This is a genomic window from Micromonospora sp. NPDC051300, from assembly GCF_044455315.1.
Taxonomy (GTDB): Bacteria; Actinomycetota; Actinomycetes; order Mycobacteriales; family Micromonosporaceae; genus Micromonospora; species Micromonospora robiginosa.
Genome location: NZ_JBITEP010000016.1, coordinates 114,779 through 138,776 on the forward strand (window position 1 = coordinate 114,779; position 23,998 = coordinate 138,776).

At 71.4% G+C, this 23,998-nt stretch carries 19 protein-coding genes; 4 read left to right on the top strand and 15 right to left on the bottom strand.

The genetic code is table 11. The features are described 5' to 3' along the window. Together ACIA5A_RS19150 and ACIA5A_RS19155 are read right to left on the bottom strand one after the other, a co-directional pair. Entirely contained in the window at positions 1-972 is a 972-nt protein-coding gene (locus ACIA5A_RS19150; protein ID WP_396763746.1) for an acetylxylan esterase, read from the bottom strand. A 52-nt stretch (positions 973-1,024) separates the two neighbouring features. Next, complete coding sequence (locus ACIA5A_RS19155; RefSeq protein ID WP_396763749.1) at positions 1,025-2,383, bottom strand: GH1 family beta-glucosidase; 1,359 nt, start codon at positions 2,381-2,383, stop codon at positions 1,025-1,027. Positions 2,384-2,464: 81 nt separating this feature from the next. Between ACIA5A_RS19155 and ACIA5A_RS19160 the strand changes: the two genes are divergently transcribed. Further along, entirely contained in the window at positions 2,465-3,469 is a 1,005-nt protein-coding gene (locus tag ACIA5A_RS19160; RefSeq protein WP_396763752.1) for a LacI family DNA-binding transcriptional regulator, read from the top strand. 17 nt (positions 3,470-3,486) lie between these two features. Here ACIA5A_RS19160 and ACIA5A_RS19165 read toward each other — a convergent pair whose 3' ends face one another. Next, entirely contained in the window at positions 3,487-4,530 is a 1,044-nt protein-coding gene (locus ACIA5A_RS19165; protein ID WP_396763754.1) for a LacI family DNA-binding transcriptional regulator, read from the bottom strand. Positions 4,531-4,666: 136 nt separating this feature from the next. Between ACIA5A_RS19165 and ACIA5A_RS19170 the strand changes: the two genes are divergently transcribed. Beyond that, positions 4,667-6,751, top strand: coding sequence for an alpha-galactosidase (locus ACIA5A_RS19170; RefSeq protein WP_396763757.1), 2,085 nt, complete (start codon positions 4,667-4,669; stop codon positions 6,749-6,751). Positions 6,752-6,938: 187 nt separating this feature from the next. Here the strand turns inward: ACIA5A_RS19170 and ACIA5A_RS19175 are convergent, their stop codons facing one another. Beyond that, on the bottom strand, positions 6,939-8,078 hold the full coding sequence (locus tag ACIA5A_RS19175) for a Gfo/Idh/MocA family protein (protein ID WP_396763760.1): 1,140 nt from the start codon (positions 8,076-8,078) through the stop codon (positions 6,939-6,941). A gap of 75 nt (positions 8,079-8,153) precedes the next feature. Next, on the bottom strand, positions 8,154-9,230 hold the full coding sequence (locus ACIA5A_RS19180; RefSeq protein ID WP_396763762.1) for an ABC transporter ATP-binding protein: 1,077 nt from the start codon (positions 9,228-9,230) through the stop codon (positions 8,154-8,156). Between the two features lie 116 nt (positions 9,231-9,346). Here ACIA5A_RS19180 and ACIA5A_RS19185 point away from each other — a divergent pair, with 116 nt between their 5' ends. Next, entirely contained in the window at positions 9,347-10,600 is a 1,254-nt protein-coding gene (locus tag ACIA5A_RS19185) for a DUF4038 domain-containing protein (protein ID WP_396763765.1), read from the top strand. A 6-nt stretch (positions 10,601-10,606) separates the two neighbouring features. On the opposite strand, the gene ACIA5A_RS19190 is transcribed toward ACIA5A_RS19185, so the two are convergent. From ACIA5A_RS19190 to ACIA5A_RS19235, 10 genes are read right to left on the bottom strand one after another with little or no spacing between them, the layout of a single operon-like run. Then, positions 10,607-12,259, bottom strand: coding sequence for a WD40/YVTN/BNR-like repeat-containing protein (locus ACIA5A_RS19190; protein WP_396763768.1), 1,653 nt, complete (start codon positions 12,257-12,259; stop codon positions 10,607-10,609). Next, entirely contained in the window at positions 12,252-13,811 is a 1,560-nt protein-coding gene (locus tag ACIA5A_RS19195) for a TCP-1/cpn60 chaperonin family protein (protein ID WP_396763771.1), read from the bottom strand. The genes ACIA5A_RS19190 and ACIA5A_RS19195 overlap by 8 nt, the downstream gene beginning before the upstream one ends. Then, positions 13,808-14,905: an ABC transporter ATP-binding protein gene (locus ACIA5A_RS19200; protein ID WP_396763774.1), complete on the bottom strand. Its 1,098-nt coding sequence runs from the start codon at positions 14,903-14,905 to the stop codon at positions 13,808-13,810. Before ACIA5A_RS19200 ends, ACIA5A_RS19195 begins: the two co-directional genes overlap by 4 nt. Beyond that, a complete protein-coding gene (locus tag ACIA5A_RS19205; protein WP_396763776.1) occupies positions 14,898-15,596 on the bottom strand; it encodes a hypothetical protein in 699 nt (232 codons plus the stop codon). Before ACIA5A_RS19205 ends, ACIA5A_RS19200 begins: the two co-directional genes overlap by 8 nt. Positions 15,597-15,607: 11 nt before the next feature. Further along, a complete protein-coding gene (locus ACIA5A_RS19210; protein WP_396763779.1) occupies positions 15,608-16,729 on the bottom strand; it encodes an ABC transporter ATP-binding protein in 1,122 nt (373 codons plus the stop codon). 13 nt (positions 16,730-16,742) lie between these two features. Beyond that, the gene (locus tag ACIA5A_RS19215) at positions 16,743-17,849 is read right to left on the bottom strand and encodes an ABC transporter ATP-binding protein (RefSeq protein WP_396763782.1); all 1,107 of its coding nucleotides are present in this window, start codon (positions 17,847-17,849) and stop codon (positions 16,743-16,745) included. A 13-nt stretch (positions 17,850-17,862) separates the two neighbouring features. Beyond that, a complete protein-coding gene (locus ACIA5A_RS19220; RefSeq protein WP_396763785.1) occupies positions 17,863-18,888 on the bottom strand; it encodes a carbohydrate ABC transporter permease in 1,026 nt (341 codons plus the stop codon). Positions 18,889-18,891: 3 nt separating this feature from the next. Next, entirely contained in the window at positions 18,892-19,890 is a 999-nt protein-coding gene (locus ACIA5A_RS19225) for a carbohydrate ABC transporter permease (RefSeq protein WP_396763788.1), read from the bottom strand. 25 nt (positions 19,891-19,915) lie between these two features. Further along, positions 19,916-21,628, bottom strand: coding sequence for an ABC transporter substrate-binding protein (locus tag ACIA5A_RS19230; RefSeq protein ID WP_396763791.1), 1,713 nt, complete (start codon positions 21,626-21,628; stop codon positions 19,916-19,918). 26 nt (positions 21,629-21,654) lie between these two features. Further along, positions 21,655-22,704, bottom strand: a complete 1,050-nt coding sequence (locus ACIA5A_RS19235; RefSeq protein WP_396763794.1) for a LacI family DNA-binding transcriptional regulator — start codon at positions 22,702-22,704, stop codon at positions 21,655-21,657. Between the two features lie 225 nt (positions 22,705-22,929). On the opposite strand from ACIA5A_RS19235, the gene ACIA5A_RS19240 reads away from it, so the two are divergent. Continuing rightward, positions 22,930-23,952: a zinc-binding dehydrogenase gene (locus tag ACIA5A_RS19240; RefSeq protein WP_396763796.1), complete on the top strand. Its 1,023-nt coding sequence runs from the start codon at positions 22,930-22,932 to the stop codon at positions 23,950-23,952. Positions 23,953-23,998: the final 46 nt, after the last annotated feature.

Here is a 23,998-nt window from a genome sequence, read left to right on the forward strand (position 1 = left end):
TCAGGCGCCGAGGCGCTTGGTGAGGAAGTCGAGCAGGACACCCACGGAGTGGGTCTCGCCGCCCGCGTGGTCCCCGTACGGCCACACCCGCAACTCCTTGTCGCTCGCGCAGTGCACGTACGCCGCCATCGTCGTCGACGGCGGGCACATGTCGTCCATCAGCGGCACGGTGACGAGGGTCGGCGCGGTGATCCGGGCGGCGTGGTTGACCGCGTCGAAGTAGGACAGGGTGCGGAAGGTCTGCTCCACCCGGTCGGGGTTCGTCCGCAGGTAGCGGGTGATCTCGAAGTACGGGTCCGAGTCGGTCGCCTGTGAGGCCCGTCGGTAGTAGCACAGGAAGGGGGCCTGCGCCGCCACCGCCGCCAGGTCCCCCACCAGCCCGCCGACCGCCAGCGCGAGCCCGCCGCCCTGGCTGCCGCCGCACACCGCGATCCGGGTCGGGTCGACGACGGACTGCGCACGTGCCACCTCGACGGCCCGTACCGCGTCCGTCATCAGGCGACGGTAGTAGTGCCCGTGCGGCCCGGCCACGCCGCGCGTCAGGTAGCCGTTGCCACTCGGGCCGGTGGGCTCCGGCATCACGTCAGGCGTGTCACCGGGCAGGTAACTGCCCTGACCCCGGTTGTCCACGACGAGAGTGGCGAAGCCCGCGGCGGGCGCGTTGAGCCACTGGTAGGGCGTGGCCCGGCCACAGTTGTAGCCGATGTACTCGACCACGCACGGCATCGGAGCCGCCACGTGCTTCGGTACCAGGAACCAACCCTTGATCCGGTCGCCGGCCCAGCCCGAGAACGTGACGTCGAAGACGTCCACGAACGCCAGCGCGGTCTGCACCGGAGCCAGCACCGGATCGAGCGGCACAGGGCGGACGGCCTCCAGCGTCTCCTGCCAGAAGGCGTCGAAGTCCGGCGGCTCCTCGCGGACGGGCGCGTATCCGGCGAGCTGGTCCTCGGTGAGATCGATGATGGCCATGGCAGCACCCTAGTTCGCGGTGATCAAATAGTCACCAGATTTTCAGTGAATTTTAGCGAGTTTCATCAGCATTCTCGACGCCGCCATCGCGGATGACCCCGGCGTACCATCTGGCGCTGCTCTTCGGGATCCGGCGCTGGGTGGCGTAGTCGACGTACACCAGGCCGAAGCGCTTGGCGTAGCCCTCGGCCCACTCGAAGTTGTCCAGCAACGACCAGACGAAGTATCCGCGCAGGTCGACGCCCGCCCGCAGCGCGGCGTGCGCCGCCTGGAGGTGACCGCGCAGATAGGCGATCCGCCGCTGGTCGTCGACCTCGCCGTCGGCGCCGATCACGTCGTCGAAGGCCGCGCCGTTCTCGGTCACGTACAGCGGGACCGGTTGGTAGTCGTCGCGCAGACGCACGAGCAGGTCCGTCAGCCCTTCCGGCTGCACCGGCCAGCCCATCGACGTCACCTCGACACCCGGTGGCATTCGGACGCCGGCCCGCACCGGGTCGTCGCTGCCCGGCTCGTCCATCACCAGGTTCGGTCGGTAGTAGTTGATGCCCAGGTGGTCGAGCGGGGCGCCGATCAGAGCCATGTCACCGTCCCGCACGAACGCGAAGTCGGTGACGTCGCGGAACAGCTCGACGACGTCCGCCGGGTACTTCCCCCGCAGCAGCGCGTCGAGGAAGAGCCGGTTCTGCTGACCGTCGTAACGGCGGGCCGCGTCCCGGTCGGCGTCGGTGTCACTGAACGGCACCACCGGCGACAGGTTGAGCGTGACGCCCACCTTGGTCCGCGGGTCCGCAGCGCGCATCGCGGCGGCGGCGAGCCCGTGCCCGAGGAGCAGGTGGTGTGCCGCGGTGACCGCCGCACGCTGGTCGGTGCGACCGGGGGCGTGCATTCCGTTGCCGTAGCCCATGAAGGCGGAGACCCACGGCTCGTTGAGGGTGGTGAACTCCTCAACCTCCCCTGCCAGCGCCTCGTGCACGACACGGGCGTAGTCGGCGAACTCGGCGGCGGTGTCGCGCGCCGTCCAGCCGCCGCGGTCCTCGAGGCGCTGCGGGAGATCCCAGTGGTAGAGCGTGACCAGTGGACGCACGCCGCGACGGTGCAGGCCGTCCACGATGCGTCGGTAGAAGTCGAGACCCTTCTGGTTGACCCGACCGTCGTCCCCGACGACCCGGGGCCAGGACACGGAGAACCGGTAGGCGCCGACACCGAGCCGCGCGATGACGTCCAGATCCTCGTCGAGACGGTAGTAGTGGTCGCACGCGACGAGGCCACTGTCGCCGTTGCGCACCTTCCCGGGGGTGGCGCAGAAGGTGTCCCAGATCGACGCGGCACGACCGTCGTCCTGGGCGGCGCCCTCGATCTGGTAGGCCGCCGTGGCGGTGCCCCAGACGAAGTCCGGCGGGAAGCGCAACATGATGACTCCATTCCGATCGAAAATCTTTCGATCGGAGGCCAGGGTACGGTTCTGCTGGAAGAACGGTCAATGGAGGCACGGATGCCCAACTCCGCCGCACGTCCCACGCTGGCAGCGATCGCCGCCGAGGCCGGCGTCTCGGCGCCGACGGTCTCCAAGGTGCTCAACGGTCGCTTCGACGTCGCCGAGGGAACCCGCCTCCGGGTGCACGACGCGCTCGTGCGCCACGGCTACACCCCACGGCAGACCGAGCCGAGCGGGCTGATCGACCTGCTGGTGCAGGACATCCGCAGCTCGTGGGCCGACACCATCGTGCGGGGCACCGTCGACGCCGCGGCCGAGCTGGGGCTGGGTGTCGTGGTGTCGACCTCACGAGCCCGGTCGGCCAGCGAGAACTGGCTCGACGTGGTGCTCCGCCGGGGGACCGACGGCGTGGTCGCGGTGGTCGATCCGCTGCGGGCCGTGGATCGGGTCCGTCTGGCCGGATGCGGGGTGCCGGTCGTGCTGCTCGACCCGCTCGGCGAGCCGGACGACGGGCTGCCGTCGGTCGGCGTCACCAACTGGCAGGGCGGCCTGATCGCCACCGAACATCTGGTCGGGCTGGGACACCGCAGGGTGGCCGTGATTGGCGGGCCGGAGCCGTTCTGGTCCACCCGCGCCCGGGTAGAGGGCTATCGCGCGGCGCTGTCCGCCGCCGGCATCACCCCGGACGACGCGCTCGTCCGGTACGGCAACTTCAGCGAGAGCTCCGGGCACGAACACGCCCATGCCCTGCTGGAACTCCCGCAGCCTCCGACCGCCATCTTCTGCGGCAACGACGAACAGGCGATGGGTGCGCTGAAGGCGGCCCGTGAGCGTGGCCTGCGAGTGCCCGCCGACATCAGCCTCGTCGGGTTCGACGACGTGCCGGTGGCGAGCTGGCTCAGCCCGGCTCTCACCACCGTGCGGCAGCCGCTCGAGTCCATGGCTGCCGAGGCGGTGCACCTGCTGGCGAGGCTGGTCGGTGGCGGGGCGGTCGGAACCCGTCGCACCGAACTGTCGACGGAACTGGTGGTACGGGAGAGCACCGCCCCGCCGAGGCGCTGACGGCAGCGCCCGGACGGTCAGCGCCCGCGGGGGCGGGCGGTCGACGAACGTTCGACCAGGCGCACCGCCAGCCGAGTGTCCCGTCCGTTCATGGTGGGCCGCCGAATCCGCTCGATCAGGTGCCACACCGCCTGGGCGCCGAGCAGTTCCTTGTCCGCCGCGACCGTGGTCAGCGGCGGAACCGTGTGCGCGGCGATGGCGATATCGTCGTACCCGATGACACTGATATCACGGGGCACCTTCCGGCCCCGCTTGCGCAGGGTCTCCAGAGCCCCGACCGCCGACTCGTCGTTGGCGCAGAACACCGCGGTCGGAGGCATCGGCAGGTCGAGCAGCTCGGCCATCCGCTCGGCCCCGCTGGTGGCGTCGAAATTGCTGCGGCGGACATAATCCGGATCGACGGTCAAGCCGCGCTCGGCCAACGCCCGGCGATATCCGGCGAGTCGAACCTCGGCCGGCAGCACCTCGGGGCGGCCGGTGATGATCGCCGGGGGCGGGTCCACGTGACCGAGGTCGAGCAGGTGGCGGGTGGCGCGGTACGCGCCGGTCTCGTCGTCGTGGCGGACGTAGTCGACCGGGAGCTCGGTCTCGACGTGCTCCAGCAGCACGCACGGCATGCCCGTGTCGATGATCCGTCGTAGGTAGTCGCGATCGCTGGCGTGGCTCAGTACCAGCAGACCGCTGACCTGACGGCGTTCGACCGACAGCGGCAACTGGCCGGCCGCCGGGTCACTGACCTCATAGTTCATCGAAATGTTCAACGCCGCGCAGGCCTGTTGGGCGCCGTACAGCACTGAGGCGAAGTACGGGCTTGCCGGAGAGAACATCTCGCTGACCTGCGATACGAAACCGATAGTGGTCACCGGGACGTCGCTCGTGGACGTCCCGCCACGGCGCTCACGCGGGCGGTAGCCCAGCTCCTCGGCCGCGCCCCGCACCGCGGATCGCGCGGTGTCGGAAACCCAGGTCTTGTTGGCGAAGACGGCGGAGGCGGTGCCGATGGAGACCCCCGCCCGCTCGGCCACCTCCCTCAGCGTGGTCCTGCCATCCACCTTCGGCATGCGCGTCTCCCCCTCGTCCGCCCTCGCCCTCGCGGGCGGTGTGGCCGGCGCCCGGATCGGACCAGGCGACCAGCCGCTACCATCTGACCACACACAGACTAGTTCATTGAAATTCAAGGCCGGAAGGCGATCCCCTGTGAATCGCGTCGAACTATCCCCCACCGCACCTGTCGCCGCCCTGCACACGCCAACCACGACCTACGCCCTCGGTTGGGACGAGACCGAGGCGGTGATACGACCACTCTATTGGGGCCCCAGAATCAGCCTCGTCGATGCCACCACCATACCGGCCTGGTCGTCTCCACAGGGCGACACTTTCGAGGCGCCGCTGGAGTGCGCAGAGGAGTATCCGGTCGAGGGCGGCCGACGGTACGGGGTGCCGGCCCTGGCCGTCCGCTTCCCCGACGGCGACACCGGAGCACGGCTCGTGCCAGTCGACGCCCGGGCCACGGATTCGGAGCTGGTTCTGCGGTTCCAGGACGCGGCGCGACCACTCGCACTCGACCTGCACTTCCGGGTCCAGCCCGACACCGACGTGATCGAACGGTGGTCGACGGTGCGGCACACCGGCTCGCACGGCACGATCGAGGTGCTCCGGCACGACGCCGCCGTCTGGTCCCTACCGGTCCGCGACCAGTACCGGATGAGCCACGTCGTCGGAGCCTGGTCGGCGGAGGGCACCCTGGAGCGGGTCACGCTGCCCGTCGCGGAGACGGTTCTGCAGAGCCGTCGCGGAGTGACCGGGCACCGGGACAACCCGTGGGTGATGATCGACAACGGCGCCGCCGACGAGAATCACGGCGAGGTGTGGTCGGCGGCGCTGGCCACCAGCGGATCGTGGCGCATCACCGTGGCACGCTCGGCCGCCGGTCGCTGTGCCGTACACGGCGGCGCGGGACACGAGGGCGTCGTCGCGACGCTCGCACCAGGCGCATCCCTGACCAGCCCCGTCTTCGCCGCGGCACGCACCGACGGCGGGTTCGGAGCCGCCAGCCGCACCTGGCATCGCTACCAGCGCCGTCACGTGCTGACCCACGCCGGCGAGTCCCGCCCGGTGCTGTACAACTCCTGGGAGGCGACCACCTTCGCCGTCACCGAAGCCGGCCAGCTAGCGCTGGCCCACGCCGCCGCGGCCGTCGGCACCGAACTGTTCGTGGTGGACGACGGCTGGTTCCGCGGCCGGGACAGCGACCGTGCGGGCCTGGGTGACTGGGCGCCCGACCCGGTGAAGTTCCCGGACGGGCTGCGGCCGCTCGCGGACGAGGTCCGGCGCCTCGGCATGTCCTTCGGCCTGTGGGTCGAACCGGAGATGACCAATCCGGACAGCGACCTGTTCCGCGCGCACCCCGACTGGGTGCACCACACTCCCGACCGGGAGGCGACGGTGATCCGACACCAGCTCGTCCTCGACTACGGGCGCGCCGACGTCCGGGAGTGGGCGTCCGCCACCCTGGACGCCGTCGTCCGGGACACCGGAGCGACCTTCCTGAAGTGGGACTTCAACCGGCCGCTCACCGAAGCCGCGCCGGACGCCTGGACCGGACACGCGCGCGGGGTGCACGAGGTGCTGGACCGGCTCCGGGCCGCGCACCCCGAGCTGCGGATCGAATCCTGCGCCAGCGGTGGTGGCCGGGTCGACATGGCGATCCTGCGCCGCACCGACCAGGTCTGGACCAGCGACAACACCGACGCGGTCGACCGGCTGCGCATCCAGCACGGCTACACCCAGATGTACCCCCCGGGAACCATGGTCGCCTGGGTGACCGACAGCCCCAACCCGCTCACCGGCCGCCGGGTACCGCTGCGGTTCCGGTTCCACGTCGCCATGGCCGGGGTGCTCGGCCTGGGCGGGGACCTGACCCGGTGGAGCGGCGAGGAGCTGGCGCAGGCGCGGGCGTTCGTCGACACCTACCAGGAGATCCGGGGCGTCGTCCAGCACGGCGCCCTGTACCGGCTGCGGCCGCCGGCCGACCCGACGCACGCGGTGCAGTACGTGCGCAACGACCGGGTGGTGGTGCTGGCCTACCGGGTCGCCGCGCAGTTCGCTCCGTCCGTCGACCGGCTCCCGCTGCGCGGGTTGGATCCGACCTCGACCTACCGTGACGACGCCGACGGGACGCACCACCACGGCGCCGTGCTGCTGGGCTCGGGGCTGCCGCTGCGCCTGCCCGGGGGCCCGTACGCCAGCACGCTCGTCCGGCTGACCCGCGTCGGGTCGTGACGTGGTCGCCCCGGGGCCCCCCCCGCGCGGGGGCCCGGGGGCCCCCCCCGGACCCCCCCGGCCCAGCCGACGGGGGGGGGGGCGGCCCCCGCCCACCCCCCCCCCCCGCCGGCCGGGGGCCCCGGGGGGGGGGGGGGGGGGGGGCCCCGGGGCCCCCCCGGGGGGGGCCCCCGGGGCCACCGCCCGTTCACGCCCAGGGCATCGACTCGGGCGGGGGGAACGTCGACGTCACCTCGACCGGCTGACCGGTATGGATCGAGGTGCGGGCAGCGTCGATGATGTCGACGACGTGCGCCGCCTGAGCCGCGGCGGTCGGATGCGGGCGGCCCGCCGCGATCGACCGCGCCAGTTGGCGCACCCCGCGGGACCAGTCGATGCCCTGGAACGGCTCGCGGACCAGTGGCTCCTCTGCCGGCGTTCCCGCGAAGGGAGCCGTGGTGACGGTCGCGTCGAACGCCTGGAAGTCGTCGAGGTAGAGCGAGCCGTCGTCCCCGTGGACCTCCACGCCCCGCTGCCGGCTGTGATTCGGCACGTAGAAGTTGCAGGTGAGGCGCAGCAGCGGACCGTCGGCCAACTCGATCAGGCAGACCAGGAAATCCGGGGACCGAACGGTGAAGGGCTCGCCCGTGCTGCCGGATCGGTGCTCGTGCAGCACCGTGCCGTACCCGTAGACCCGACGGGCGGGGCCGAACATGGCGGTCGCCAGCGTGAGGGGATAGACGCCGACGTCGGCCAGCGGGCCGACGGCGTAGAACTCCGCGGGAGCGGGGTGCCAGGTCTCCAGCCGCCCCCAGTTCGCCTCCGCGTAGACCAGTCGGACGGTGCCGAGACCGCCACCGCGCACGATCCGCATCATCGTCTGCGCTGCCTCACCGAGGGTGTTGGCCGGCGCGCAGCTCAGCCGGACACCGCTCTCCTCGGCGAGCCGGACCAGCTCGTGGGCGGAGCCGCCGTCCAACGCCAGTGGCTTCTCGGTGTGCACGTGTACGCCCGCCTCGATGCATCGGCGGATCACCTCGTAGTGCGCCGAGGGCGACGTCAGGTTGACGACCACGTCGACGCTGTCGTCGCCCAGGACCGCGTCGAGGTCGCGATACGCGCGCCCGCCGAACGTGGCGGCCATCGCCGCGGCCCGTTCCGGGTCGATGTCGGTGAACCCGCGGATCTCCAGTTCGGGACCGGGTAGTAGGCGTGCGTAGCTGCGCGCGATGGTGCCACAGCCGACGACGGCAACCCCGAGAGTGTCGATGACAGGTCCTCCTAGTGGTGGCGGACGAGCGCGCGGCTCGCTCCGGCGTAACGGTGGGATGAGGGCGACGGCGGCCACCTGGTGCTCCGGTCGGCCGCCGTCGTGAGTCTCGGGCCTGGGGGCCGGCCCGCCCCGCCGGGCGGGCCCTTCGACTCAGGCCAGGGCGAGTCCGCTGTCCGCGTCGAACAGGCGCAGGCCGGCCGGGTCGAGGCGGACGGAGACGCTCTCCCCCACCTCCGGGTTCACGTCGTCGTCGACGAGCGCCCGCAGCGGGGTCCCGTCGGCGAGTCGCAGCACGACGACGGTCTCGCCGACGAGTGGTTCGACGTCGGTGACCGTGGCGGTCGCGTCACCGCGCCGGCCGAGGCGCACGGCGTCGGTGCGGACGCCGAGGATCGCCGACATCCGGCCGGACGCGGCGACCGCCAGGTCGCCGGGCAGCTCGACGCCGACGCCCGCGACCACCGGCGTCGGCCGGCCGAGGTTCTCCTCGATCGCGACCGGTAGCAGGTTCATCGGCTGCTCGCCGATGAACCTGGCGACGAAGGTGTCGGCGGGCTCGTCGAGAAGGGCCGAGGGCGGGCCGACCTGGTGGATCCGGCCGGCGGACATCACCGCCACCCGATCGGCCAGGGCGAAGGCCTCGTTCTGGTCGTGCGTGATGTAGACACTCGGACGCCCCTTGGCCCGGTGCATCGCCTGGATGTCGCGGCGTGCCTGGTAACGCAGCTTGGGGTCCAGGTTGGACAACGGCTCGTCGAACAGGAACGCGTCCGCGTCCTTGGCCAGGGCCCGGGCCAGCGCGACCCGCTGTTGCTCACCGCCGGACAGTTCGCCGATGCCACGCTGCAGCTTGTCGGTCAGACCCAGCTGAGCCGCGGCGTCGTCGACCCGGCGGTCGATCTCGGCCCGGTTGAGGTTCCGCGCCTGCAGGCCGTAGGCGATGTTGCCGCGCACGTCCATCGCTGGGTAGAGGCCGTAGTCCTGGAACACCATGCCCAGGTTGCGGCTCTGCGGTGGCAGAGCGGTGATGTCCCGGCCGCCGAGCGAGATGCTGCCGCTGTCCGGCGTCTCCAGTCCACAGATCATCCGCAGCGTGGTGGTCTTGCCACATCCGGACGAGCCGAGCAGCACCAGGAGTTCACTATCCGGGACGACGACGCTCACGTCGTCCACCGCGCGCCGGCCGTCGAACGACTTGACCAGGTTGGTGAGGCGCAGTTCCGACATGGTTCCTCCCGCAGCGTCATGATGAGCCATCATCAGTTTCATTGAACTTTTAATGATGTTCGTGTCAGACTAGATCGGGCCCGAATCCCCGTCAACGCCCGGACAGGAGAGCATTCATGACGGCACTGACGGTGCACGGCAACCATTTCCGCCGGCACGGCGCGAAGGAGTTCCTGCTCGCCGACACGGCGTGGGCCGCCGTGCCGCGCTCCGGCGCCGCGGAGTGGGCGGCCTACCTCCGGCACCGGCGCCGGCAGGGCTTCACCGCCGTGCTGATCAGTCTGCTGCCCATCCCGCACGGCCGGTCGATCGGCCCGGACGACCAGGCGCCGTTCGCGGTACGCCCGGACGGCACCTGGGACCTGGACCGACCCGACCCGGAGTACCGGACGGTCGCCCGTCAGCGGGTGGCAGCCGCGGCCGAGGCCGGCCTCACCCCGTTCTGCGTCCCGTTCTGGAACAACTACGTCCCGGGCACGTGGGGAGCCGCGCGCAGCCCCGACACCGTGATGACGACTGGGCAGATCCGCGACCACCTCGACGACGTGCTCGACGCGCTGCGCGACGTGGAGGTGGTATGGCTGGTCAGCGGCGACGACGACTTCGCCGGCGTCGCAGCGCCCGGATGCTACGAGATGGCGGTGCGCCGGATCAGGACGCTGAGGCCCGGCTCACTCGTCGGTGCCCATCCCGCCGTGGCGTCGTTGCCGCCGTCGACACTCGCGCACCGCCTCGACTTCCACTGTTACCAGTCCGGCCACGACAAGGACCACCTCCCCCGCTGCGCCGGCCTCGCCGGCCGGCTGCGGGACAGGCACCGCGCCGCGCCGGTGCTCAACCTCGAGCCGTGCTATGAGGACCACCTCAGCGCGGGCGCCGGGCATCGCCACACCGCGGCGGACGTCCGACAGGCCGCCTGGACCTCGGTGCTGGCCGGGGCCACCGCCGGAGTCGGCTACGGCGCGCACGGGGTCTGGTCCTGGCACCGCGACGGCGACACCTTCACCGACCCGGCGTACGCCGGCGAGCCGGCGGCGGTCGACCGGTCCCTCCATCTCGCGGGCGCCCGCGACATGGCGCTCCTCCGTCGGCTCGTCGAGGACCACGACCTCTTCGACCTGGCGCCGCGGCCGAGCGTCGGGACCTCCGTACCGGTTGCCGCGACCGCGGACCTGGCGACCGTCGCCGCGTTCGTGCCCGCGGGCGTCGGCACCCACATCCCGGTCCCGGTTAAGGAACACCGGGTGCAGATCACCGACCTAAACGAACGTCATCCACGTACGACCGAGCCGACCGTGGCCGCCGGTGCGCCGGCACTCACCATCGCCGCCCGGAGCGTCGACCGGCTGGTGGTCGCGCGTCGCCGATGACGCCGATCAGAAGGGTGCCCGACTGACCTGACCCGCCCGGTCGAGAAGGAACAGCGACGCACCCCCGACCGCCACGTCGACCACCGCCGCGGGATCGGCGACGTGCGTCGGCAACGGCAGAGGCCGCGAATCCGCGCCGACGACCACCTCGACGCCGACAGGGGTCACCGCGACGACGCGCCCGTCGGGCGCGACGGTCGCGCGCCGGGGGACGTCGGCCAACTCCGCGGCACACTCCCACCCCCCTGACGGCGAGCGCCGGTGCACCCGTCGACCGAGCAGGGCCACGCCCGGGTCGCCCAGGAACGCGAAGGCGTCGCCGGCGTACGCGTGCACCCCGGACCGCGCCCAGGACATGCCGCCGTCGCCCGACTGCCACAGCGTGCTCTGTGCGCGCACGTCGTCGTGGGCGACCGCCCACACCTCGGTACGGGACGCGCAGTGCAGCGCCGACGGGGCCCGGACACCGAACGGCGCGGCGCGGCGCGACCACTCGGCACCGGCGTCGTCGCTGCGCCAGAGGCCGCCACCCGGGCCAGCCGCGACGATAGTCTCCCCCCGCCGCGCGACCCGCGCCACCGAGGCGGCGAGCAACACCTCCGGCCCGTCGTCACGGCTGCGCACCACGCCGTGGGGGCCGGCCGTGACGAGGGCGCCCGCCTCGTCCACGACCGCGTCGAGGGTCGGCACCGCCGGCAGCCGCACGTGCGCCCAGCCGTCGGGCCCCAGCCGCCAGGCCCCGGAGTACCGGCTCACCCACCACAGCGCGGCGGACGCCACCAGCCGATCCACGTCGGCCAGCCCGGGCACCACCGCGGGCGGTCGATCCGCCCGGCCGTACCCACACGGTGCGCCGAGCACCACCTCGCCCGACAGGCTCAGCAACGCCAGCGCCGGCGTCGTGGTGACCCGGCGGACCCCCGCCGCGTCGAGCGCCACCACGCCCTCGCTCCCGGCGACGAGCACCGAACCGCCCGTGACGATCATCGCGCCGGGTTCACCGGGCACCCTCCGCCACGGCTCGAACGTGAGGTCCCCGGCGGGAGCACGCCAGATCGTGCCGTCGTCGGTGGCCGCGTACGCGATGCCGTCGGTCGCCGCGGCGACGGCCGCCACCACGGCGCCGGCCGGGCCGGGACACACCTGCCACGCCCGGCCGGCCCCACGGCTGCGGCAGACGCCCGCGGCGGTGGCGGCGAGCACCGCGCCGTCGGGCAGCTCACACATGGCCGTCACCTCACGCGAGGGCAGCCCGAAGCCGGCCGGGGTGAAGCTACGGCCGCGGTCGTCGCTGCGCAGCACGCCGGCACCGACGGTGCCGGCCAGGACGATGCCGTGACTATCGAAGCCCGGCATCGGCAGCAGGCAACTCACCGGTGCCCCGCCGAGCGGCGCGGTGGCCGCCGTCCAGGTGGTTCCGCCGTCACCGGAGCGGGCGACACCGCCCGCGCCGCCTGCGAAGATCCAGTCACCGGCCGCCGCCAGGGCGGTGACGGGCCCCACCCCCGGGTCCAGCCTACGGCCCTCCGCGACGACCACGACCCCGGTCAGGCCCCCGGCGAGCACCCCCGTCGCGGAGGCGGCCAGGCTCCACACCGGCGTTTCGGCGTGCGACGGCCCCCGTACGGTCCGCCAGTCGACCACCAGCGTCTCAACCATGCCCGCCCCTCCTCTGCACCGGAACCACCTGGTGCGCGGTGACCAGGAGCCGCGCGGTGGCCCCGGCCGCGCGGGTCGCGTCCCGCAGCACGGCCGCGGAGTCCTGGACGCCGATAGCCGCGAGGTCCGCGTAGCGGTCTCCGACGACGTCGTACCCGAGGCCGGGCGGGCCCACCTGTACCGCGGCCAGGGCGACCCGTGGTTCACGCCGTCCCCCGTTGCGCACCAGTTGCAGGAACGGGCCCTGCAAACCCCTGGCGACCGCCTCGAATCCGGCTTGCTCGTCCCGGTCCGCCACGAACTCGCCGGCACGGCGCACGGCGGTGACGGCGTCCAACAACGCCACTCCACCGCCGCAGACCACCCCGTCGGTCGCCACGCCCCGCAACAGCCGTACCGCCTTGGCGGCATGCGTCCGTCGCAGCGCCGACTCCACCTCCGTGTGCCCGCCCACCCGGAGCACGCCGACCCGCCCGGCCAGCCGACCCCGGGCGACCCACAGGCGACGTTCGTCGTCCGCGCCGATGTTGGGCGCGGCACCCAGCGCGGCCAGGCGCGTGAGTCGCTCCTTGATCCGCGACTCGTCGGGCTCGTCGACGGTCACGGTGAGGAAGGCGCGTCCGAGCGTGAGCCGGTCCACCCGCCCGAGGTCCTCGGCCGTCGCCGCCGCCGCAGGCCGCCCACCCGGCTCGGACAGCACGGCGGCGGAGCAGAGGGCGGCGAGGTCGGCCAGGTCCTCCTCGTTGCTGGCGGCAGTGAGCGCGGCACCGTAGACGGGAAGGCCGCGCGCCAGGTTCATGGTCAGGGCCGTCGCGGCCTCACCGGTGATGTCGGGCGCCACGACGAGCAGAGGCCGCCCGCGCCCGGCCTCCATGATCGGCGCGACGTCCCGGAACTCGGTGAGCGGAGCGAGCACGATCGCCACCGCGGCATCGGTGAGGATGAGCTCGGCGGTGCCGTGCCGCAGCACGGCACGGTCGGTCGGCCGCCCGCGGAAGCGCGCCCCGGTCAGGTACTCGTGGTCGACGCAGTCCACGTCGACGTCCTCCACGGCCACCGCGCCGTCGGGACCGAGCACGTCGAACATCTCGCCGAGCACGTCGGCCAGCGCGTCGTCCGTAACGGCTGCCCGGGCCAGGCGGGCCAGGGAGGTCTCGTCGGTCAGCGGGCGGGCCCTGGCGACGATCTCCCGGACCGCGATGTCCGTCGCGGCCAGGATGCCGTCGCCGACGCGCACCGCGGCAGCACCCGCCGCGACCATCCGATGCGCCGCCAGCGCGATGTCCCGCGCCAGGACGGTCGCGGTGGCGCCGCCGTCACCCGCCCGGTGGCCGACCGCCGTCACCAGGTCGCGCAGGACGGACGCTCCGGCCCGCAGGCGGGGATCGGCCAGGTGCACCACACGTCGAACGACGGTCGCGGCGTCGTCCAACGCCTCGAACCCGCGACCGATCTGGTTGAGCACGACCGCCGGACGTGGCCCGAGGGTGCCGGCCACGACCCGTGCGAGTGCGAGGAAGCCGGCTGTCAGCGCGGTCGGCGGCCCGGTCACCGGCACGCCCCCATGTCGTCGACGGCCCACCCGGTGTGTCTGTCGAACAGACGCACCCCGGCCGGATCGACACCAAGGCGCACCGGCTCCCGGGGCACGAGTCCGTCCGCCGCGTCGCCGGGCGCCACGACGGCGACCCGCCCGACCCCGCCGACCGCGACGGTCAGGACCGTCTCGTCCAGCAGGGCGTCCACGCGTTCGACCGAGCCGGCCAGGCGACCGTCGGAACCGGCGAGCCGCATCGCCGACGGCAGGATGCCCACGGTGACGGGCCCGTCCGGGACGGCCACCGGTCGGCGGTAGCAGTCCGGTGGCAGCGCCAGCCACGTGTCGCCGATCCGCACGGTGTCGCCGGCCAGTGTCCCGGCGACGAGATTCCACGGGGGCGCGCCGACGAACGCGGCCACGAACGCGTTGGCGGGGCTGCGCAGAAGCTGATCCGGCGTGCCGACCTGTTGGACCCGACCGTCGTTCACCACCGCCACCCGGTCCGCGAGCGCGAAGGCCTCCGCCTGGTCGTGCGTGACGTAGACGGTCGGTCGCCCCTTCTCCCGGTGCATGGCGCGGATGTGCCGCCGCGCAGACAGCCGCAGGTGCGGATCGAGGTTGGACAACGGCTCGTCGAAGAGATAGGCGTCGGCGTCCTTGACCAGGACCCGGCCCAGCGCCACGCGCTGCTGCTCACCGCCGGACAGCTCACCCGGGGGCAGCCCGAGCTTGTCGCCGAGGCCGAGCCGATCCGCCGCGCCGCTCACCCGACGCCTCACCTCGCCTGCGGGCACACCCCGGGCCTGCAGGCCATACGCGAGATTGCCCCACACCGACATTCCCGGATACAGCCCGTACTCCTGGAAGACCAGACCGAGGTTGCGCCGGCGCGACGGCAGCCGGGTGATGTCCCGGCCGCCGAGCTCGATCGACCCGGCGTCCAGCAGCTCCAGGCCACAGATCAGGCGCAGAGCTGTCGTCTTGCCAGAACCGGACGGCCCCAGGATCGCCACCAACTCGCCGGCCGCGACGTCGAGGCTGACCTCGTCCACCACCCGGCGTCCGCCCCGCCGCTTGACGAGGCCGCGCAGCTGCAGCTCAGACATGGGCCACCTGCCGTGTCGGAAGTGACGCCCGGCGGAGCGTCTCGGTCTGCACCAACGCGATGAGAACCGGCACCGCGAGGAACATGCCCCCGACGGAGAGCACCCCGAAGGCGGCGAGCAGAACCCACACCACCGCGCTCGTCAACGCCCCTCCCGGACGCCGCCACCAGGCCCGCACCGAGTTCGCGAGCACCCGTGCGGCGCCCTGCTCCGGGTGCGCCGCGAGTTCGGGGCCCCAGAAGCCGCCGATCAGGAGTGTCAGAAGCGCGAGCCAACCGGCCAGGACCGTGGCCGGCACCGGCGTCGGCAGCGCCAGCAGCCAGAGCAGGAAGCCGAAGCCGGCGTAGAGCGGGCCGAGCACCCGCACTCCCGGCCCCGCGAACTCCCGTACCGCCTCGCGTACCTCGGATATACCGACATGTCCGCCGTCGGCGGCCAGCGCGGCGACCGCGTAGAGCACCGCGGTGCCGGCGGCGAGGGCGATAGCGGTCCATCCGGCGAGCACCAGCCGGACGGCAGTCGGCAGGACGTCACCGAACGCCACCGCCGCGAAGCCGGGCACGAGTTGGAGCGCCCAGAGCAGGTTGACCACGACCAGACGCTCCACCTGACCGGCGAAGACCGCGAACGCCTGCGCGACCGGGCCCCGCGACGAGTCGTCGCGGGGGCCGGTGTCATCCAGGAAGGGCATCGCCTACCTCCTCAGCGCGCGATCAGGGTACGGCCGGAGTCGACGTCGAACAGGTGCAGCCGGCGGGTGTCGACCGCCAGCGGGATCTCCTTGTCGAGGTAGCTGCCGGGGAGGCGGACGCCGAAGCTGGCGACGAAGTCGACCGGGTCACCGGTGCTGGTGGTCAGGTAGACCGAGCTGCCCGTCGCCGTCGGCTCCACGACCGTGACGACGCCCTTGACGGTGTTGTCGTCGCTGACCGGGAACGGCGCCCGCTTGGGCACGTGCAGGTGCTCCGGCCGCACGCCGACCCGGACCAGTCGGTCGGCGTGCGGGGCGAGCGCCGCCGCCTGCCGGTCGTCGACGACGAGCGCGAAGGCATCGTGCTTGAGCACCGTCCGGCCGTCGTCGGCGGTGCGCACCCGGGCGTCGAAGAAGTTGATGCTCGGCGTCCCGATGAAGTGTGCGACGAATGAGTTCGCCGGGTGGTGGTAGAGATCGTCCGGGGTGCCGATCTGCTCGATGCGCCCGCTGCGCATGACGGCCACCCGGTCCCCCATGGTCATGGCCTCCTGCTGGTCGTGGGTGACGTAGACACTTGGTCGGCCCTGCTCCCGGTGCAGGGTGGTGATGTCGTCCCGGGCCTGGTGCCGCAGCTGCGCGTCGAGATTGCTGAGCGGCTCGTCGTACAGGTAGACCGTGGCGTCGCGCACCATGGCCCGCGCCAACGCCACGCGCTGGCGCTCGCCGCCGGAGAGCTGTCTGGGCTTGCGGGCGAGCAGATGGTCGATGCGGAACATCTTGGCCGCCCGCGGAACCCTGGTCCGCACGGTGTTCCGGTCGGCGCCGCGCGAGCGCAGCCCGTAGGCGATGTTCTCGAACACGGTGAGGTGGGGGAAGATGGCGTAGTCCTGGAACACCATCGCGATGTCCCGGTCCCTGGGCCGCACGTCGGTCACCTCACGGCCGGCGAAGTGCAGCTCACCGCCGTCGGCCTTCTCGAGTCCGGCCAGCAACCGCAGGGTCGTGGTCTTGCCACAGCCGGACGGGCCCACGAGGACGAGGAACTCGCCCTCCTCAACCTCGAAGCTGACGTGGTCGACCGCGCGTGTCTCGCCGAAGGTGCGCACGAGTTCGCGTGCGGAGATGCTCATCGGAATCCTCCGGCTAGAAGAGGTCGGGGACGCCGGGCGTGTGTCGCGCGGCCCCGTGGACGTCGAACAGGTACATGCCGTCCGGATCCGGCTCGATGGTCGTCGTCGAGCCCTCGCGGAACGACGGGTCGGCGGCGACCGTGACGTCGGTCGAGCCGACGGTGCCGCGCAGCAGGGTGAGCCGCTCGGCGGGCAGTCGTTCCACCCGTCGGACGTCGAACCGCACGCCACCGGGTGTGCCGATCCGCCAGCTCTCCGGGCGCACGCCGAGGCGGACCTCGCCGTCCGGGACGGAACAGTCGTCCGGCAGCGGCCAGCCGTGGTGGCCGACGAAGACCTGGCCGGTGCCGATGTGGGCGGGCAGCAGCGCCATCGGCGGCGAGCCGATGAACGACGCCACGAACGCGTTGGCGGGCCGGTAGTACAACTCGTCGAACGCCCCGACCTGCTCGATGCGTCCGTCCCGCAGCACCACGATCCGGTCGGCCATGAAGATGGCCTCCTGCTGGTCGTGAGTGACGTAGACCGTCGTGATCGAGAACCGGTTCAGCAGCTTCTTGAGTTCGAGGCGAGTCTGCTCGCGCAGCTTCGCGTCCAGGTTGCAGATCGGCTCGTCCATGAGGAAGAGCCGTGGATGCCGCACGATGCACCGGGCGATGGCGACCCGCTGCTTCTGCCCGCCGGAAAGTTGGTCGGGCAGCCGGCCGAGCAGCAACTCGAAGTCGATGCCCATCACCCGGGCGGTCTCCCGGACCCGCTGCTCCGCCTCGTCCTCGCCCTGTCCGTGGGTGTCGAAGTAGTACTGGAGGTTGCCCTTGCCCTTCATCGAGGGGTAGAGGGCGTAGTCCTGGAACACCATGCCGAGGTCCCGGTCGCCGGGCGCCAGCTCCGTGACGTCCGTCCCGTCGTAGCGCACCCGACCCGCGTCGGGTCGGTCGAGGCCGGCGATGACGCGCAGCAGGGTGCTCTTGCCCGAGCCGGACGGCCCGACCAGGCTGACCGTTTCGCCGTCGGCGATGGTCAGACTGACGGCGTCCAACGCGGCACGCCGGCCGCCGCCCAGCAGACTCTCGTCGCTGACGTGCACGCGGCTAACGTTGTCCACGGTCACTTCCGCCATGTCGGCAGCCCCCTCACTTCAGACCGCGGATGCGGATGCCGCGCAGCAGGTATCGACGGCAGACGACGAAAGTGACGAAGATCGGCAGAGTCTGGAGCAGGCTCAGCACCATCAGGCCGTTCCAGGACACGCCCGCCGCGGCGAGCTGCGAGAGCCGCGCCGACTGCGCGGCGCCGGCCTGGGCCCCGGCGCCCTGTTGTTGCAGGGCGTTGACGAGCGAGTAGATCGTCACCGAGGTGGTCGCCTTGTCGGGTGTCTGCAGGACGAGGAGCTGCCAGATGAAGTTGTCCCAGACCGAGGCGAAGCTGGTGTACGCGGCCACCGCGTAGACGGGCACGCTCATCGGCAGCACGATGCGCCGGAAGATGTTGAACTCACTGCCGCCGTCCACCCGGGCCGCCTGGATCACCGAGTCGGGGATCGTGTCGAAGAAGCCCTTGAACAGAAGGAAGCTGAACGGGACGAACACGGCCGGGAGGATGACGGCCCACGGGGTGTCCCACAGCGTCAGTGTCGGCACCGGCTCGCCGTTGGGCATCTCCGGCGCCTGCGGCAGCGCGAAGGGGAAGTTCTTCGTGAGCAGGAACGTGGGCACCATCACGACGATGAACGGGATCATCAGGGTGCTGATGAAGAACAGGAACGACGCCCGCGCGCCCCGACCACGCTGCATCTTGCTGTTGGCGTACGCGGCCAGGGAGGTCACCGGCAGGGAGAGCGCGAGCGTGACCACCGCGATGAAGATCGAGTTCTTGAAGTAGACCCAGAACGGCTCCTGGATGAACCGTAGTTCGGCGGGCACCCCGTCGAGGCTCGTGGCGAGATCCCAGACGATGCGCCAGGCGGAGAAGTCCCAGTCCCGTGGCCACAGGGTCGGCGGTTCGGCCTGGGCCTCCTCGGCCGGCTTCACCGACGTCACGAGCAGGAAGTAGAACGGGATCAGATGCAGCACGACACCAGACCAGAGCAGCAGGTGCACCCCACCGCGGCCGATCCGGGCACCGGGCGCCTTCTGACCGACCTGAGGGAACAGAGCCATTGGTCAGACCGCCTTCCGCGGGCCGAGGGAACGGAGCCGGGCGACGAGACCGGAGCGTGGGGCGTCCGGATCCTCCCGGTAGACCAACCGCAGCAGGATGACCAGCGCCATCGTCACCGCGAACAGCAGCAGTGACAGGGCGGTCGCGTCGGCGAAACGCAACTGTCGGATGGTGTCGAAGATGTACATGACCACGGTCCGGCTGGCCCCGCCCGGCTCGCCGTTGGCACCGGTCATCAGGACCGGCCAGGCGAACTCCTGCATCGAGGTGATGATGCCGAAGGTCAGCATCAGCACCACGACCGGCCGCAGCCGGGGCAGCGAGATGGTCCAGATCTTGCGCCAGAATCCGGCGCCCTCGACCTCGGCGGCCTCGTAGTAGGACGCGGGGATGCCCTGGAGCGCGGCCATGTAGATCAGGCCCGGTCCGTAGATCACCAGATTGGGCAGCGCGAGCCAGATGAGGACCTGGGACGAACTGTTGAGGAACTGCTGTTCCGGTAGCCCGATGCTGGTGAGGAAGTACTGCAGCAGCCCATATTCCGGGTTGTAGAGGTAGCGGAAGAGCACCGCCCCGGCGATGGGCGACAGGGGCAGGAACCACAGCAGCATCATGATCCGCATCGTCCGCGGCTTCATCTCCATGAGGAAGATCGCGAACAGGATCGGAAGCACGACGGTGAGGATGATGGTGAGCGCGGCGTAGACGAGGGTCACACGCAACGACCGCCAGGCCAGCGGGTCGTCCCAGATGCGCTGGTACGCATCCAGACCCGTGAACTCGACCGGCCCGCGAAGCCGCGCGCTGGTGAAGCTCAGACCCACCGCCGTCGCGAGCGGATACCAGCCCCAGACGAGCTGGAAGGCGACCGCTGGGGCGAGGAACCACCACTTGCTCCACCGTCGGCGGGGCTTGGCGACGTGCTGGCCGACCGGTGCGGCAGGCTTGGCCACGTCTTTGATCTCGTCTTCCGTCAGGACGGCCTGCGGTACGACGTTCACCACCATCCTCCTTTCCGTCGGAGCGTCAGGCCAGGGCCGGCTTGACCGCGTTCGCGTAGAAGGGCGCGAACGTGTTCGCGTGGAAGTCCGGCCCGTTGGTCTTCCAATAGGCGTCCAGGGCCGCGTAGTAGTTGGTCATGTTCTTCTTGAACGTGCCGTCGTCGATGGCCGACTTGAACCCCTTGGACTGGCTGTTCCAGGTCGAGACGGCCTTGTCGACCTCACCTCGGACGTCGGCGCCCGCGTTGAAGTGCAGGGTCGACACCAGGTCGTCCCATGCCTTGTTGGGCGGGCCGGGGTTGGTCTCGACCGCGTACTGCTCGCGCAGCGGACCGGCCGGGCGCGCCAGGTCGGCCTTGAAGCCCTTGAGCAGGTCGCCGGGGTACGCCTCCTCGAGGCTGCCGGGCAGCTTCGGACCGTTGAGGATGGGAACCACGGTGGCGACCGGAAGCTTGCCGCCGCTGGGGCTGGCGCCGTAGACGTCCTTCAGGTCCTTGGTCTTGGCGTAGATCGTGTCGGCGGAGAGCTGCACACCCTCGCGGAGCATGAACGCGTGCAGGCTGACGGCCTTGTCGAGCTCGGCCTTGGACAGGCTCGGCGCGAACGAGACCATCGCCCCGCCGACCTTGCTGTCGACGCTGTAGAGGCCCTCGACGATGGGGAAGGGCACCCAGGTGATCACCTGCTCCAACGGCTTGCCGAGCTTCTTGGCCACGGCCGTCATCGAGCTGGGGTCGGCCGGGTTGGCGAAGAGCTGCGCCGGGTTCGCCAGCCACATCGCGACCTTGCCGCTGACGAAGGCGTCCCGCAGGGCGTCGTCCTTGCCGGCGAAGGACGCGTCGGACAGCACCGACTTGTCCTCGAACTTCATCGCCCGGAAGGTGTCGAGCGCCTTGAGCAGGCTGGGCTTGGCGTACGTCCAGTCGGACCTGACGTTCCAGTTGGACTTCGGGTCGGGTACGTCGGTGACGACCGTGACGCCGGCCTGATTGAGGATCGGCCAGATCCCCCAGGTAGGCATCGCGACGCCCCGGACCGGCCCCGAGGTCACCGCCTTGGCGATCTCGCGCCACTTGTCGATGTTCCAGTCGGGCCCTACTTCGGGGACCTGGACGCCGGCCTTCTCCAGCAGGTCCTTGCGCAGGTAGAAGCCCTGGCCGACGCCGAGGGTCTCGTAGAGCAGGCCGGGAAGCTTGCCGTCGAGGGCAGCGGTCCAGAAGTCGGACGTCGGCTTGGCGGCGGGGGTGAGGTTGTCGGTGTAGCCGTGCTTCTTGGCCGGGCCGGCGACGTCGGCCACCAGACCCTGACCGAACGCGATCGTCATCTGGCTGACGGTCCACTGGGCCACCGCGTTGCCGATGTACATGGCCGGTGCGGTGTCACCGGCGATCGCCGCCTTCATCGCGTCGGCATTCCAGATGTCCTGGTTGATGCGGCTGAACTTCACGCCCGGGTTCTTGTCGAGCCAGGCCTGCAGCGCGACCGCGTACCCTTCGCGGACCGGGCTCTTGGCTCGTTCATCCGCGCTGGGCATCTCCGTGTAGGGGAAGGCGTCGGGCGTGCCGCCGAGCTTGAGCGTCACGTCCACCGACTTGTTGCTGTCGCTGTCGGAACAGGCGGACAGCACGGCGCCGCCACTGACGGCGACGCCGGCGACGGCGGCCATCCGCAGCAGGGAACGGCGGGACAGACCGGGTGTGGACGCGCTGTCGAGAGCCCTCGGGCCCTGATTCGACATGTCACGTCTCCTTTCGCGAGAGGGAACTACCGGTAGGAGGTGGACGCCGTCGCTGGTGCGGCGGAGCCCCGTACGGTGAGGTTCACATCGGCGTAGGTGACTCGCCGGGGCATCTGGGGTTGCCGGATGCGCTGGACGAGATGCCAGACGCCCTGGGCGCCGAGCAGGTGTTTGTCCACCCGAACCGTGGTGAGGGCGGGCACGGTGGTCGTCGCGAGGTCGATGTCGTCGAACCCCACGACGGAGCACTTCCGGGGCACGGAGACGCGCCGGTCCCGGAGGATCTGCATGGCTCCGAACGCTGCGGTGTCGCTTCCGCAGAACACCGCGGTCGGAGGCCGGGGAAGGTCGAGGAGAGCGTTCATGGCCTGGCGGGCCGCTTCGGTGTCGACGTCCGACGCCTCGTGGACATAGGCGGGATCGGGCAGGAACCCGAAGGCGGCGAGAGCGGCGCGGTATCCCGCCGCCCGGTCCCGGGAGCTGATCGACCCACCGCCGCCGATGAAGGCCGGCGCGGGGTTGCGGTGCCCGAGCCGCAGAAGATAGGCGGTCGCGAGGGCGCCACCGCGCCGGTCGTCGGCGCGGACGCTGTCGACCAGCAGGTCGTCGACGGTGTGGTCGATGAGCACGCACGGCACCCCGGCGCGCAGCACCCGCTCCAGCAGGCGTAGTTCGATGCCGCCCAGCACGAGCAGGCCCTGCACCTCACGCCGTTCCACCATCAGGGGCAGCCGGGGGCCGCCGGCGTCCGCCGACAGAACCTCGTAGGTCATGGTCAGGCCGAGGTCGGCGGCGGCACGTTGCGCGCCCTGGAGCACCTGGGCGGAGTACTGGTTCTTAGGCCCCGGATAGTTCGCCGGGCGGGCCAGCAGACCGATCGTCGACAGGCCGCGGACGTCAAGCGTCCCCAACCGGCGGCGGGGCCGGTAGCCGATCTCCGCCGCCGCCCGCAGCACGGCCTCCCTGGTGCGGTCGGCGACGGGCTGCCGGCGCGAGAAGACGCTCGACGCGGTCCCCATCGAGACGCCTGCCAGATCGGCCACGTCCTGCAGCGTGGGACGGCCCGGGGTACGCATGAACACCTCCCTTTCAGTGAATGTTTCACTGAGGTTTCAAGAACATACGCCCGGCGCGTAACGCCGTCAATGGCCCCTGCGCACGTTGTCTGACCGTCCGAGTCGGCCTGGTGCGGTTCGTCCGAGACCCCTACCCTTCGGCACGTCGCGGCGGCTCGGACTGAAATTTCACTAACGCCGGCCCCTCCCGGACACAGGTGCCGACCACTTCCCGATCGGAGCATCATGACCACTGCCGTCATCTTCACCGGCGTCAACGCCGTCGAGATCGTCGACCAGCCCGACCCGACCCCCGGGCCGGGCGAGTTCGTCGTGTCGGCGCACATCTCACTGATCAGCCCCGGCACCGAGGGCATCTGCCTCGGCCGCCTCTTCGATCCGGGCACGCACTGGGACGCGTGGGTGAGGTACCCCTTCGCACCCGGTTACAGCCTGGTCGGCACCGTCACCGAGACCGGCGCGGGTGTGACCCGGGTGCGCCCGGGCGACCGGGTCGCCGTGCGCAAGCCGCACGCGTCCCAGGTGCTCGTGACCGAGAAGGACGACGTCTACCCGGTGCCGCCGGCGGTGTCCGACGAGGACGCCGCCTGGTTTCACCTCGCCACCATCGCGCAGGTGGGGGTGCGCCGCGCCGCGCACCGACTGGGCGACCGGGTGGCGGTCGTCGGCCTGGGTCCGGTCGGCCAGCTCGCGGTCCGGTACGCCCGACTGGGCGGCGCCGACGACGTCTTCGCGGTCGACCCGGTCGGCTCGCGGGTCGACGCCGCCCTGGCCGGCGGCGCCACCGCGGGCTTCGTCGCACCGGTCGCGGAGGCCGTGGCGGCGATCCGGGACAGCACCGGGGGGCGCGGCGTCGACGTGGTCTACGACGTGACCGGCGCCGCCGCGGTCTTTTCCTGCGCCCTCGGGGCGCTGACCCGTTTCGGCCGCCTGGTGCTGCTCGGTGACACCGGACGTCCCGCCGAGCAACGCCTGTCGAAGGAGGTGATCGTCGAGGGGCTGACGGTCGTCGGCGCGCACGACATGCACGGCGAGTTCACCGCGACCGACCAGGCGCCGTGGAACAACCTGCGGATGGGCGAGCTGTTCCTCCGCTATGTCGAGCGCGGCGACATGACCGTTGGGGATCTGGTGACCCACCGCGTGCCAGCCGCCGAGGCGGCGCGCGCGTACGACCTCGTGACCGGTCGGGATCCGTCGGCGATGGGGATCATCCTCGACTGGACGCCGGACTCGAGCGGCCGTTGACGAGCCCGACACGCATCCGTAAAGTGATTTTCATCATTGAAATTTT